The organism is Natronospira proteinivora (genome assembly GCF_024170465.1).
In the GTDB taxonomy this organism is placed as follows: Bacteria; Pseudomonadota; Gammaproteobacteria; order Natronospirales; family Natronospiraceae; genus Natronospira; species Natronospira proteinivora.
On record NZ_JALJYF010000003.1, the window covers coordinates 96,803 to 109,234 of the forward strand.

The following is a 12,432-nucleotide window of genomic DNA, read 5'->3' on the forward strand; positions in this document are numbered from 1 at the left end:
CGTGGCCCGACTGATCAGCGGACCGGAAAGTCTAGCGTTTCCCAGCCAGCGGGAAAAGGGATTGACACCTAAAAAAGCTAACGGGTGAAGGCCGCGCCCCCCCGTTGGGGGCGGCAGGCATAGCCTTCTTCCTGTGGCCAGCACAGTTCGATGTGGAAACCCACCGCATCGCGTCCGGGGTCACTGAGTTCCAGGCGCAGGGGCAGGCGGGAACGGGCGGGAAAACCGCTGGGCAGTTGTTCCCGGTAGATCCAGTCCTGGGGGCCGAAGAAACCATGGCCCATGTTCAGTCCCCAGCGATCTTCCAGACGGACATAGACCGCCGGCAGGGGTTGGTCCCGATCCCCCTGGTTCTCCACCACGCCGGTGACCCGAAGATTGCCGCTTTCGCCATCGGCGCCGGCAATGTCGGTACGGATCACATCCAGTTGGGACAGGTTTCGTTCCCGGGGAACCTCGCCGATGACGGTTTCATAGACCCGGGAAACCGGTTCTCCCAGCCAGGCATGCTGGGTCCAGTAATGGCGTTCGGCATGAATCAATTGAATCCCGAGCAACAACAGCAGCAGGATGCTGCCCAGCATCCAGAGCGCCGATTCGCCACGGGAGGGCGGGGTGCGTTGTTCACTGGCCTCGAAGGGACTCAGGGCCGTACTCATTCCCTCCGGCGGGGCCGACCATTTGGGTGTGGCGGTGGTTTCCTCCAGGCCGGGGTTCGGTTCGGGGGTCTCTTCCGGTGCGGTTTCGGGTCTTGACTCGGCCACTTCATCGAAGAGATCCCGAGTCAGGGGGTCGCGTTCGTCGGCAGTGCTCGGTGTTGATTCCGACGCTGCTTCCGGTTCCCTGTTCTCCTCCGTCTCGTCGCCGGTCTCCGGTAGTTCGGGTTCCAGGTGACTGAGGGCATTGAAGGTGTTGGTGCAAAGGGAGCAGCGTACCTCCCCGCTGGCGGCATGCAGTTCCTCATCCCGGACCCGGAAATAACTGCCGCATTTTGGACACTGGGTGAACATGCTCAGGTCACGACCTTTCTGCCCCGGATCAGGACCCAATCTTCCCGCCGCTCGATGCGGATGTCCATCAGTTGATCGGCATAGGCCTTGGTCACACGCTCGCTTTGGTCTTCCAGGACACCGGTGAGGGCCAGCTCGCCCCGAGGGGCCAACAAAGCCAGAATACGGGGTGCCAGTTCAATCAGGGGATTGGCCAGGATATTGGCAATCACCAGATCGGCCTGCATGGCCGGGCAATTGTCCGGTGCTACCGCCTGGATGCGTCCGGCCACGTCATTGGCTCGGGCATTGTCCCAGGTGGCAACCAGGGCCTGGGGATCATTGTCCACGGCCAGCACCGATTTCGCCCCCAGGCGGGCGGCGGCCACCGCCAGGATGCCGGAGCCGCTGCCATAATCCACCACCCGCATGCCGGGTTGGACCCGCTGGGCGAGCCAGTTCAGGCACAGCGCGGTGGTAGGGTGACTGCCGGTGCCGAAGGCCAGTCCGGGGGGGATACGCACGGTGATCGCTTCCGGCGCAAGATCCATATCGGTCTCGCCAGGCAGAATCCAGAGCTTGTCGGCAAAGCACAGGGGTTTGGCGTGATCGGCCCAGGCCAGGGTCCAATCCCGGTCTTCCAGCACTTCGATTTCATAGTCCGGCACGCTGTTGCCCGGCCAGTCCCGGATCAGGTCATCGATCAGGGCCTGATGGCCGTGCTCGGCCGAAAACAACCCGGTCACGATGGTCTCGTTCCAGAGCGGCGTCTCGCCGGCCCCCGGTTCCAGTAGGGGCTGATCACCGGCATCCTCATAGGAAATCGCCTGGGCCCCCAGGGCTTCCATAGCAGCCTCAATGTCCGTCACATCCAGCTCGCCGGCCTTGATGGAAAGTTTTAGCCAGTTCATGGCTTGTCCTGTTAGAAAAAAACGGGCCCCATCCTCTCTCGGAACCGATGGCAATCAGTACCGTGATGGGCATGGGGCCGTTGCTGATTCAGCGTGGTGATCATCCGCGATGGCGGTGATCCTGCCGTCAGGCTTCGCCGTCCAGTTTCTTGTGCAGATAATGGATATCGGTGCCCCCGGCTTGGAAGTTTTCATCCGTGACCAGATCCTGGTGCAGGGCCACATTGGTGCGAATCCCTTCCACCACGATTTCGGTCAGTGCCTGACGCATCCGCTTGAGAGCGGAGTCCCGAGTGGAGCCATGGGCCAACAGCTTACCGATCAGGGAGTCGTAATAGGGCGGCACGGTATAGCCGTTGTAGACATGAGAGTCCACACGGATGCCTGGCCCGCCCGGCGCATGCCAGTTAACAATCCGACCCGGCGAGGGGGCAAAGCTGCGGGGATCCTCGGCATTGATCCGACATTCCACGGCATGGCCCTGGATCTTGATATCGGATTGCTTGTAGCCCAGTTTTTCGCCGGCCGCGATGCGCAGCTGTTCCTTGACGATATCCACCCCGGTCACCATCTCGGTGACCGGATGCTCCACCTGCACCCGGGTGTTCATTTCGATGAAGTAGAAGTTGCCATCTTCATAGAGGAACTCGAAGGTGCCGGCGCCCCGGTAGCCGATTTCCAGACAGGCCTGCACGCAGCGTTCACCCACGCGCTGGCGTTCTTCCTCGGTGATGCCCGGAGCCGGGGCTTCCTCGATCACCTTCTGGTGGCGGCGCTGCATGGAGCAGTCCCGCTCGCCCAGGTGAATGGCATTGCCCTGGCCGTCGGCCAGTACCTGGAACTCCACATGGCGGGGCCGGCCCAGGTACTTCTCCATGTAGACCATGTCGTTGCTGAAGGCGGCCTTGGCTTCGTTTTTGGTGGTGTTGATGGCCTCCACCAAGTCCTTTTCCTCATGCACCACCCGCATGCCGCGACCACCGCCGCCACCAGCGGCCTTGATCAGGACCGGATAACCGATTTCCGCGGCAATCCGCAGATTGGTCTTGTCATCGTCATCCAGGGCCCCGCCGGAGCCGGGCACCGTGGGTACGCCGGCTTCCTTCATGGCCTTGATGGCTGAAACCTTGTCCCCCATCAGGCGAATGGTGTCCGCCTTGGGGCCGATGAAGATAAAACCGCTGCGCTCCACCCGCTCGGCAAAATCGGCGTTCTCGGAGAGAAAACCGTAGCCGGGGTGAATGGCATTGGCGTCGGTGACTTCCGCCGCGCTGATAATGGCCGGCATGTTGAGATAACTTTCGGCCGAGGAGGGGGGGCCGATGCAGACGGATTCATCGGCCAGCAGCACATGTTTTTGCTCTTCGTCCGCCTTGGAGTGCACCGCCACGGCTTCGATGCCGAGTTCGCGACAGGCGCGTAGCACCCGCAGGGCGATCTCGCCACGATTGGCAATGAGAACCTTGTCCAGCATTGATTCGTTTCCTGTCATGACTTGCGAATGAAGCAACCGCCCGGGGCGGTCGGAAAGGGTCCATAAGGGACCGGTCTCGGCTGCTTTAGCCGATCACGAACAGTGGCTGGCCGTATTCCACCGGTTCACCGTTTTCTACCAGGATGGCCTTGATGGTGCCGGACTTGTCGGCTTCGATCTGGTTCATCATCTTCATCGCTTCCACGATGCAGACGGTTTCCCCTTCCTTGACCTGCTGGCCGACTTCCACGAAGTTCTTGGAAGTGGGAGAGGGGGCACGATAGAAGGTCCCCACCATGGGGGATTCCAGCTTGTGGCCGGCGGGGGTGTCGTCTTCACTTTCCTGGCTCGGATTACCGCCGCTCTCGGCGGCCGGCTGGGGCGCGGCCTGCTGGGGGGGCTGGGGTGGTGGGGCGGCCATATACTGCTGGGGCTGGGCCCCGGCGGGGTGGCCACGACTGATGCGCACGGATTCCTCACCCTCGGTGATCTCAATCTCGGCGATGCCAGATTCTTCCAGCAGTTCGATCAGTCGTTTTACTTTTCTGATATCCATAAGGCTCCCGTTGTTTCGGTTTGTCGTTTGGGGCTCACCCGAACCGCTTGTCCGCCGCCAGCAGGGCGCATTCATAACCGAAGGCGCCCAGGCCGCAGATGGTCCCGATGGCAATGTCCGAGAAATAGGAGCGATGCCGAAAGGCTTCCCGGCTGGCCGGGTTGCTCAGATGCACCTCGATCATCGCCAGCTCACCCGCCAGCACCGCATCCCGCAGGGCGATACTGGTATGGGTGAAAGCGGCGGGATTGAAGATGAGGCAATCCACGTCCTGGTCGGCGGCCTGGTGCAGGCGTTCGATCAAGGCGTGTTCGGCATTGCTCTGAAAGAAGTCGATTCCATGCCCGAGTTCCCCGGCCACCGTCTGTAGCCGTGTGTTGATATCGGCCAGGCTTTGGCTGCCGTAGACTGAGGTCTCGCGACTGCCGAGCCGGTTCAGGTTGGGGCCGTTTAGCACCAGAAAGTCCGCCAAGGGCTCTCTCCGCCAGGGAATCAGCGCCAGTGGGCGCCTTGTTGGATGCTGTTCCGCGCCGTTTCGACGCCGATGGGCGCCTTATCCGGGCAGGATTCGAAGGAGTAATTGTGGATCATGAAATCCGACTTGTCCACGGCTGGGGCAAAAAAATTCCGGCATTTCGCCGGAATTAGGGGGTAATTCGCCGCAGCTTTAGACATAAAGGCTTTTTGCCTCAGCGGCCGGCCGGTCGCGGGCCGGCTCATGAATCGGATTCCTCCGCGAAGGCCGGCGCCATCATGGGTTCAACGTCCTCGGGTTCGATCAGGCCCAGGTGGAAGTTCACTACCTCGCCTTCCCGGTTCACGATGAAGGTGTGGGGCATGCCCAAGGTGGCGCTGCCGAAGGCCTCCAATACTTCCAGGGTTTCGTTCTCGCCCACCATGAGCGGGTAATTGATACCGAAATCTTCGGCGAAGCGGTTTACCGGTTCCGGCTCGTCCAGGGCGATCCCGAGCACGGTCACGTCCCGGTCGGCGTACTCTTCCTGCAGTTCGATCAGCAGCGGTACTTCCTCGCGGCAGGGGGCGCACCAGGTGCCCCAGAAGTTGATCACCAGAATATCGCCTTCCCATTCATCGATATGCCGTTCCTGGCCATCGGGATCGGGCAGGCTGAAGCTGGGTAGGGTCTCGGTCAGCTGGCCGCTTTCCCGGGCGGCGGTTTCCCGGTCCGCGGGTTCGCCGTCCGGTTCCGGGCCCATCCACTGGTAGAGGCCATAGCCCAGGGCAGCGGCACCAATCATCACGGCAATCAGCAGGGCGGGGAAGCTGTTTTTCATGGTCAGTACACTCCGGCCAGTTGGGGCTGGCAATGGATTCAGTCGCGATCAAATTCGCTCTGCACACGACTCAGGTGATCCTGAAAAGCCTGAGGTCCTTTCTCACCCACCAGGCGTAGGCCGCGCATCTCTTCTCCATGGCGGTCGAAGAAGAGAATGGCCGGGGGCCCGAACAGGTCAAAGTGTTCCAGCAGGGCCCGATGCTCGTCGGTATAGCGGGTCACATCCGCTTTGAGCAGATCAAAATCGTCCAGAGCCGCGCGCACCTCCGGGTCGGTGAAGGTTCGGCGTTCCATGCGAATACAGTCCACGCACCAGTCGGCGTAGAATTCCAGCATCAAGGGCCGATCACGCGGCGCTTCCTCGGCCCCGGCCAGGGTATTGTCCAGGCCCTGTTGATTATCGATTTCAGTAAAGGCCGGGACGTTGGCCTCGCGGCTTTCACCGCCGCCCAGGGCGATGCCGTGCAGGGGGCGCAGCGGGTCCTGGCCACCGGCGGCGGCCGCCACCAACAGGACCAGGCCCCAGGTGAGCAGCAGCAATCCGCTGCCTTTGCCAAAGCGCCGCCAGCCACTGCTGTCCGATTGCAGGCTGTCCAGGGCGCCCAGATAGACCCCGGCCATCACAAGCAGTGCCGACCACAGCAACAGCGCGGCCGGGCCGGGCAGGATGCGTTCCAGCATCCAGACGCCCACCGCCAGCAGCAGGAAGCCGAAGGCGATCTTGACGGCATTCATCCAGGCCCCGGTGCGCGGCATGAGGCGGCCTGCCGAGGTACCCACCACCAGTAGCAAGACCCCCATGCCCATGGACATGGAGAACAGGGCCACGCCGCCACGCAGGGCATCGCCGGTCTGGCCAATGACCAGCAGGGCACCGGCCAGGGGAGCCGCCACGCAGGGGCCCACGATCAGGGCCGAGAGAAAGCCCATGATGGCAACGCCGGTGTAGCGGCCGGCCTGCTGGCGATTGGAGAGGCGGTTGAGGGCCTCCTGAAAGCGTGCCGGCACCTGCAATTGATAGAAGCCGAACATGGCCATGGCCAAAAGACCAAAAACCAGAGCGAAGGTCATCAGAACCACTGGGTGTTGCAGGGTGGCCTGCAGATTATGGCCCAGCAGGCCGGCGGCAACCCCGGCGGCGGTATAGGTCAGGGCCATGGCCAGGACATAGGTCAGGGACAGGCCGAAAGCCCGCAGGGTACTGATTTGTTCCCCCCGGCCAATGATCAGGCTGGAGAGGATGGGCACCATGGGTAGCACGCAGGGAGTGAAACTGAGCAGCAAGCCAAAGCCGAAGAACAGGGCGGCAATCAGCCACCATTGGCCATCTGCCACCAGGCTGGCCAGGCGATCCTGTTCCGACAGGGCGAGATCGTCGGCCCCGTTCGCGCTGGTGCTGGCCGTGACCCCGCCGGAGGCCATGACCACCGGACTGCTCTGGTCCATGGGGGGATAGCAGAGACCGGCGTCGGCACAGCCCTGGTAGCGGACATTGATCAGCAATTCTTCCCCGGCCTGAGCGCCTTCCACGGGAATCTCGATCACCAGGTGATCTCGGTGCACCACGCTTTCGCCGAAGAATTCGTCTTCTTCGAGCAGGCCTTCGGGGAACCGGGCCTCGCCCAGATTGCCTTCGCCGTCAACAATACTGAAATCGAAGCGATGCTCGTAGAGGTAGTATTCCTCGGCGACGTTCCATTCCACCTGAATCAGGTCGTCCCGGGGGGAATGGACCGACATGACAAAGGCTTCGTCCGGGTGCAGAAAATCGCCCCCGGACAGACCAGCGGTATCGCCGAAATCACCCGATTGCTGGCCTTCGCCCACGATCTGGGCGCCGAGCAGGGTGGGGGCCAGCAGAACGGTGAAAAACAGAGCCGTCAGCCAGGAAGGCAGCCCGGGAATACTATGTCTCATCGCGGTCGAGTCTCATCAATAATCCAGTCCAGATAGGCGGGCAAGCCGGCCTCGATGGGCAGCGCAATGACCTCGGGTACTTCATAGGGATGCAGGGCCGGTACCCGCTCAATCACGGCCTGTCGCCGATCGCCCGCCGTCTTGATGATGAGCAGGACCTCCGGATCGCTTTCCACCTGCCCCTGCCATTCATACACCGAGGTCAGGCCGGGCAGTATGTTGACACAGGCAGCGAGCTTCTCGGCTACCAGCTGTCCGGCGATCTCCCGGGCGGTTTTGTCATCGGGACAGGTGCAGAGCAGAACGTAATGATCACTCATAGGAAACGGCTTAATGTTGGAACCCTGATGTTGGGACCCGGGAGCATAACGTGGCAGAGCAGTCCTTGCCAGCGCCCCGGGCATCCGGTGGATGGTTCGCGGTTTACTCGGACAGTCGCTGCCCTTTCAGGCGGTAGCCATTGCGATAGAGGATGATTTCTTCCGAAGGTTCCCCGTTGCCCCTGTCCGGAAACAGCAACTCCATGGGCTGGTTGCGATGAAAGAAGCGTCCCTCTTCGGCCGGATACAGGGATTGCGGCGGGCCACCGGCGGTTTCCACCAGCAATCGTTCCCCATCCACCCGGACGCTCAGCTCCAGCCCCTTTTCCAGGCGATATTGTCCACTGTGGCGGTCCAGGGCCTCGCTTGAACGCGGCTGCACTTGCCGGGAGGCGTGGTGCTCGGTGGCTGTCATGCGATGGCCCACTTCCTTGATGTCGCCGCCACTCTTGATGATGAGTTTGCTGACGGCGCCGTCAGCATCTTCCTCAAAAATCACTTCCGAATCCACGCCGCGGGTGAAAAAGCGCTCGTCGTCCAGGGGGTAGAGGCGCAGGGCCGGTCTTCCCGGTGCCTGGATGAACAAGCCTTCTTCACGCAGGCGCACGCTGACCACGAAGCCCGGGCTCATTCGGTAACGACCGGCGTACAGGGCACCGAGACGTGGATCCAGGGCTTCTGCTTCACGGAGAGGCGGGATGCTGTCCCGAGCCCCCAGGGCTGCCAGCCCCAGTTCCCGCAGACTGTTGCCGGTATTGGCCAGGATCACTACGGCGCGCTGATTATCCGGGTCGAAGCCGGCAAAGCTGGCGTGTCCGGCGGTTCGGCCCTCATGCCAGGCCAGGGGGCCGCGGTCACCATTGACCAGGTGCCAACCCAGGCCCATGGCCAGATCGTCCTGTCCCATGGATAGCTGGGGCATGCTCAGGTGGCCGAGGGCCCGGCCAAGGGGATCGTCATCCATCGTCAGATGTGCGTGCACCCAGGCCAACAGATCCCGGGGGGAGGACTTCAGGGCGCCGGCCGCCTGGAAGGCCGGCATCTCCCAGGCCGGGGCCTGTCGCAGATCATAATCAAAACCCGGGGCCAGACGGTCCCGCTGTTCGGGACTGATACGCAGCTGGGTGTCGTTCAAGCCAAGGGGGGTGAGCAGCTGTTCATCCAGCAGGGTTTCGAAGGGCGTATCGGCGTGTTCTTCAAGCAATTCCCCCAGCAGGGCATAGCCCAGATTAGAGTAGGCGAACTGGCTTTCCGGTTCCGTGGCCAGGGGATGGTTGGAGAGAAAGCCCTGCAGCTGTTCGCTGCCGTAGTCCTCATAGAGACGATTGGGGTCCACCGGGTCCAGGTCATCCGGGGTGTTGGGCAGGCCGCTGACGTGGGTGGCCAGGTGCCAGAGCTGGACTTCCTCAAGCAGCCGTTGATTGAGGGGACTGTCGCTGCCGGCAATCTCGGCTATCGGTGTCTCCAGGCTGAGTGAGCCGTCTTCCACCGCCAGGGCCAGCAGGGCGGCAGTGAAGGGCTTGGTCAGGGAGCCGATCTCGAAGACACTGTCCGGTTCCGGCGGTGGGCCGTTGGGGTGGATGCGGCCGAAGCTGCTCCAACTGACCGCATCTCCCTGGCGTACGCCAATGATCAGGGATTGGTAATGGCCGGCCTCCACCCGTTCCTGGGCGGCCTGGAGGAGGAAGTCCGGGATGGCAGCCCCGGTCTGGCTGTCGGCGGCCAGTGGCAACGGGAACAGCAGGCCCCATAGCAGCAAGGACAGTAGGACCATCGCCGGCCATGGCCGCTGCGGGAGCCGGACGGGTACAATAGAGGCATTCCACCGTTTCATCCTGACGAGAATACAACAGGCTCCGCCTATGTCTGCCACCGCCGAAGATATCAGTTCCACCGCCCGTCGCCTGGGCAAGCGTCTGCGTAACCAGACCGGCCGGGCGATCCAGGATTTCAAGATGATCGAGGATGGTGACCGGGTGATGGTTTGTCTCTCCGGTGGCAAGGATTCATACACCATGCTGGACTTGCTGTTGCAATTGCAGCGGGCTGCGCCCATCCGCTTTGAGTTGCGGGCGGTGAATCTGGATCAGAAGCAGCCGGGCTTCCCCGAGCATGTATTGCCGGAGTATCTGGAATCCCTGGGGGTGGATTATCACGTCATCGAGCAGGACACCTACAGCGTGGTCAAGCGGGTGGTGCCGGAGAACAAGAGTTTTTGTGGACTCTGCTCGCGGATGCGGCGTGGGGCGCTCTACGAATACGCCCATCAGGAAGGCTTCAACAAGATTGCCCTGGGCCATCACCGGGACGACATCGTTGAGACCCTGTTTCTGAATCTCTTCAACGGGGGGCGTCTGAAGGCCATGCCGCCCAAGCTCAAGTCCGACGATGGACGCAATGTGGTGATCCGGCCCCTGGCCTATTGCCAGGAAAGCGAGATCGTCCGCTATGCCCGGGCGAGGGACTATCCCATCATCCCCTGTAATCTTTGCGGCTCCCAGGACAACCTCCAGCGCCAGGCCATCAAGGCCATGCTGGCCGAGTGGGAGCGCACCGCACCGGGGCGGATCGATTCCATCTTCACCGCCATTCAGAATGTCTCCCCCTCCCAGCTGGCCGACCGGGACCTGTTTGATTTCGCCGGCCTGCGGGCCGATGCCGGGGCAACCCCTGAAAACACCACCCCGTAGGAGCGGATTTATCCGCGATTGGCTGGAGGGCCTCCGGCTAGACTGTGGGAGCTCCCACCACAGGCCTAGATCGGGTTTTTTTTCACCCCACCCCCCTTGACTCTGCAAAGTCCATCCCTATTATTAGCACTCGAATCCGGTGAGTGCTAACAAAGGCGTGGCGTTTCGCCCGCCGGCGTAGGGCTCACCCTCTGTCAAAGCCAACATGAACCTGTGGAGGAGAAACTCCCATGAAGATGCGTCCCTTGCATGATCGCGTGGTCGTAAAGCGCGTGGAAGAAGAAACCAAGACCGAAGGCGGGATTGTGATCCCCGATTCCGCGGCCGAAAAGCCCGTTCGGGGCGAAGTGGTCGCCGTGGGTAACGGTAAGCCGCTGGACAGCGGTGAGACCCGGGCCCTGGACGTGAAGGTCGGGGACAAGGTCCTGTTCGGCAAGTTCGCCGGCACCGAAGTGAAGGTGGAAGGCGAAGAAGTGCTGGTGATGCGCGAAGACGACATCATGGCCGTGTTCGAAGGCTGATAGCGCGCACCCGGTGCACGACCCGATTTTTTGTTTGATAAAGCCAATTTCAAAGAGGTGAACAGCAATGGCTGCTAAAGAAGTCCGTTTTGGTGAAAGCGCCCGCAACCGCATGGTTCGCGGTGTCAACACCCTGGCCGATGCGGTCAAGGTGACTCTCGGCCCGCGTGGCCGCAATGTGGTGCTGGACAAGAGCTTCGGCGCCCCCACCGTGACCAAGGACGGCGTGTCCGTGGCCAAGGAAATCGAACTGGACGACAAGTTCGAGAACATGGGCGCCCAGATGGTCAAGGAAGTCGCCTCCCAGACTTCCGACCTGGCCGGCGACGGCACCACCACCGCCACCGTGTTGGCCCAGTCCATCCTGCGCGAAGGCATGAAGGCCATTGCCGCCGGCATGGCGCCGATGGAAGTCAAGCGGGGCATCGACAAGGCCACCAAGGCTGCTGTCGAAGAAATCCGCAAGCTGTCCAAGCCCTGCGATGACGACAAGTCCATCGCCCAGGTGGGCACCATTTCCGCCAACTCCGACGAAGAAGTGGGCCGCCTGATTGCCGACGCCATGAAGAAGGTGGGCAAGGAAGGCGTGATCACCGTCGAGGAAGGCCAGGGTCTGGAAAATGATCTGGAAGTGGTCGAAGGCATGCAGTTCGACCGTGGCTACCTGAGCCCCTACTTCGTCACCAACCAGCAGAGCATGACCGCTGAGTTGGAAGACCCCTATATCCTCATTCACGACAAGAAGATCTCCAACATTCGGGATCTGCTCCCGGTGCTGGAAAACGTGGCCAAGTCCAACCGGCCGCTGATGATCGTGGCTGAGGAAATTGAAGGCGAAGCCCTGGCCACCCTGGTGGTCAACAACATCCGCGGCATCGTGAAGGTTGCTGCCGTGAAGGCCCCTGGCTTCGGCGATCGCCGCAAGGCCATGCTGGAAGATCTGGCTGTGCTCACCGGCGGCACCGTGATCTCCGAAGAAGTGGGTCTGTCGCTTGAGAAGACCACCCTGGATCACCTGGGTACCGCCAAGAAGGTGCAGGTCTCCAAGGATGACACCACCGTGGTTGACGGCGGTGGTGACAACAAGCGCATCAAGGAGCGGGTCGACCAGATCCGTGGCCAGATCGAGGATGCCAGCTCCGATTACGACAAGGAAAAGCTGCAGGAGCGGGTTGCCAAGCTGGCCGGCGGTGTGGCCGTGATCAAGGTCGGTGCCGCCACCGAAGTGGAAATGAAAGAGAAGAAGGCCCGCGTGGAAGATGCCCTGCACGCCACCCGCGCCGCCGTGGAAGAAGGCATCGTGCCTGGCGGTGGCGTGGCCCTGCTGCGTGCCCGCGTGGGTATCGAGAAGCTCACCGGCGCCAACACCGACCAGAACACCGGTGTGGACATCCTGCGTCGCGCCATGGAAGAGCCGCTGCGTCAGATCGTCTACAACGCCGGCGGCAAGCCGGACGTGGTGGTCTCCAATGTGGCCGATGGCAAGGACAACTTCGGCTTTAACGCCGCCACCGGTGAGTACGGTGACATGGTCGAGTTCGGTATTCTGGACCCGACCAAGGTGACCCGGACGGCACTGCAGAACGCCGCTTCCGTGGCCGGCCTGATGATCACCACCGAAGCCATGGTGGCTGATATGCCGAAGGAAGACGACAACGCCGGTGCCGGCGCCGATATGGGCGGCATGGGTGGAATGGGTGGCATGGGCGGCATGATGTAAGACGCCTGCCATCCGGCAAAACATCCTTCGGGATGAT

13 protein-coding genes are annotated in these 12,432 nt (G+C 62.0%); 3 read left to right on the forward strand and 10 right to left on the reverse strand.

All coding sequences use genetic code 11. From position 1 onward, the window contains the following. Positions 1-77: 77 nt before the first annotated feature. The 10 genes from J2T60_RS12940 to J2T60_RS12985 all read right to left on the reverse strand — a co-directional run bounded on the left by J2T60_RS12940 (position 78) and on the right by J2T60_RS12985 (position 9,238). Complete coding sequence (locus tag J2T60_RS12940) at positions 78-1,010, reverse strand: DUF3426 domain-containing protein (protein WP_253451154.1); 933 nt, start codon at positions 1,008-1,010, stop codon at positions 78-80. 2 nt (positions 1,011-1,012) lie between these two features. After that, on the reverse strand, positions 1,013-1,900 hold the full coding sequence (gene prmA, locus J2T60_RS12945) for a 50S ribosomal protein L11 methyltransferase (protein WP_253451157.1): 888 nt from the start codon (positions 1,898-1,900) through the stop codon (positions 1,013-1,015). Positions 1,901-2,027: 127 nt separating this feature from the next. Continuing rightward, positions 2,028-3,374, reverse strand: coding sequence for an acetyl-CoA carboxylase biotin carboxylase subunit (gene accC / locus J2T60_RS12950; protein WP_253451161.1), 1,347 nt, complete (start codon positions 3,372-3,374; stop codon positions 2,028-2,030). A gap of 85 nt (positions 3,375-3,459) precedes the next feature. Continuing rightward, entirely contained in the window at positions 3,460-3,930 is a 471-nt protein-coding gene (gene accB, locus J2T60_RS12955; RefSeq protein ID WP_253451164.1) for an acetyl-CoA carboxylase biotin carboxyl carrier protein, read from the reverse strand. 34 nt (positions 3,931-3,964) lie between these two features. Next, positions 3,965-4,402, reverse strand: a complete 438-nt coding sequence (gene aroQ, locus J2T60_RS12960; RefSeq protein ID WP_253451167.1) for a type II 3-dehydroquinate dehydratase — start codon at positions 4,400-4,402, stop codon at positions 3,965-3,967. A 20-nt stretch (positions 4,403-4,422) separates the two neighbouring features. Continuing rightward, positions 4,423-4,650, reverse strand: coding sequence for a hypothetical protein (locus J2T60_RS12965; protein WP_253451170.1), 228 nt, complete (start codon positions 4,648-4,650; stop codon positions 4,423-4,425). Further along, complete coding sequence (locus tag J2T60_RS12970; protein ID WP_253451173.1) at positions 4,647-5,225, reverse strand: TlpA family protein disulfide reductase; 579 nt, start codon at positions 5,223-5,225, stop codon at positions 4,647-4,649. Before J2T60_RS12970 ends, J2T60_RS12965 begins: the two co-directional genes overlap by 4 nt. Before the next feature lie 38 nt (positions 5,226-5,263). Further along, positions 5,264-7,144, reverse strand: a complete 1,881-nt coding sequence (gene dsbD, locus J2T60_RS12975) for a protein-disulfide reductase DsbD (RefSeq protein WP_253451176.1) — start codon at positions 7,142-7,144, stop codon at positions 5,264-5,266. Next, complete coding sequence (cutA, locus tag J2T60_RS12980; protein WP_253451179.1) at positions 7,141-7,464, reverse strand: divalent-cation tolerance protein CutA; 324 nt, start codon at positions 7,462-7,464, stop codon at positions 7,141-7,143. The genes dsbD and cutA overlap by 4 nt, the downstream gene beginning before the upstream one ends. Positions 7,465-7,567: 103 nt before the next feature. After that, a complete protein-coding gene (locus tag J2T60_RS12985) occupies positions 7,568-9,238 on the reverse strand; it encodes a serine hydrolase (protein ID WP_253451182.1) in 1,671 nt (556 codons plus the stop codon). 88 nt (positions 9,239-9,326) lie between these two features. On the opposite strand from J2T60_RS12985, the gene ttcA reads away from it, so the two are divergent. The 3 genes from ttcA to groL all read left to right on the forward strand — a co-directional run bounded on the left by ttcA (position 9,327) and on the right by groL (position 12,395). Then, positions 9,327-10,154, forward strand: coding sequence for a tRNA 2-thiocytidine(32) synthetase TtcA (gene ttcA, locus J2T60_RS12990; RefSeq protein WP_301288478.1), 828 nt, complete (start codon positions 9,327-9,329; stop codon positions 10,152-10,154). 230 nt (positions 10,155-10,384) lie between these two features. Next, a complete protein-coding gene (gene groES / locus J2T60_RS12995) occupies positions 10,385-10,675 on the forward strand; it encodes a co-chaperone GroES (protein ID WP_253451185.1) in 291 nt (96 codons plus the stop codon). A gap of 67 nt (positions 10,676-10,742) precedes the next feature. Further along, entirely contained in the window at positions 10,743-12,395 is a 1,653-nt protein-coding gene (groL, locus tag J2T60_RS13000) for a chaperonin GroEL (protein WP_253451188.1), read from the forward strand. The last annotated feature ends 37 nt before the right edge of the window (positions 12,396-12,432 follow it).

Bases quoted from the DNA above. Each gene is read 5' to 3' on its own strand.
- accC (WP_253451161.1), bottom strand. From the start codon at position 3,374: ATGCTGGACAAGGTTCTCATTGCCAATCGTGGCGAGATCGCCCTGCGG.
- J2T60_RS12965 (WP_253451170.1), bottom strand. From the start codon at position 4,650: ATGAGCCGGCCCGCGACCGGCCGGCCGCTGAGGCAAAAAGCCTTTATG.
- prmA (WP_253451157.1), bottom strand. From the start codon at position 1,900: ATGAACTGGCTAAAACTTTCCATCAAGGCCGGCGAGCTGGATGTGACG.
- dsbD (WP_253451176.1), bottom strand. From the start codon at position 7,144: ATGAGACATAGTATTCCCGGGCTGCCTTCCTGGCTGACGGCTCTGTTT.
- J2T60_RS12970 (WP_253451173.1), bottom strand. From the start codon at position 5,225: ATGAAAAACAGCTTCCCCGCCCTGCTGATTGCCGTGATGATTGGTGCC.
- groES (WP_253451185.1), top strand. From the start codon at position 10,385: ATGAAGATGCGTCCCTTGCATGATCGCGTGGTCGTAAAGCGCGTGGAA.
- accB (WP_253451164.1), bottom strand. From the start codon at position 3,930: ATGGATATCAGAAAAGTAAAACGACTGATCGAACTGCTGGAAGAATCT.
- groL (WP_253451188.1), top strand. From the start codon at position 10,743: ATGGCTGCTAAAGAAGTCCGTTTTGGTGAAAGCGCCCGCAACCGCATG.
- J2T60_RS12985 (WP_253451182.1), bottom strand. From the start codon at position 9,238: ATGGTCCTACTGTCCTTGCTGCTATGGGGCCTGCTGTTCCCGTTGCCA.
- cutA (WP_253451179.1), bottom strand. From the start codon at position 7,464: ATGAGTGATCATTACGTTCTGCTCTGCACCTGTCCCGATGACAAAACC.
- ttcA (WP_301288478.1), top strand. From the start codon at position 9,327: ATGTCTGCCACCGCCGAAGATATCAGTTCCACCGCCCGTCGCCTGGGC.
- J2T60_RS12940 (WP_253451154.1), bottom strand. From the start codon at position 1,010: ATGTTCACCCAGTGTCCAAAATGCGGCAGTTATTTCCGGGTCCGGGAT.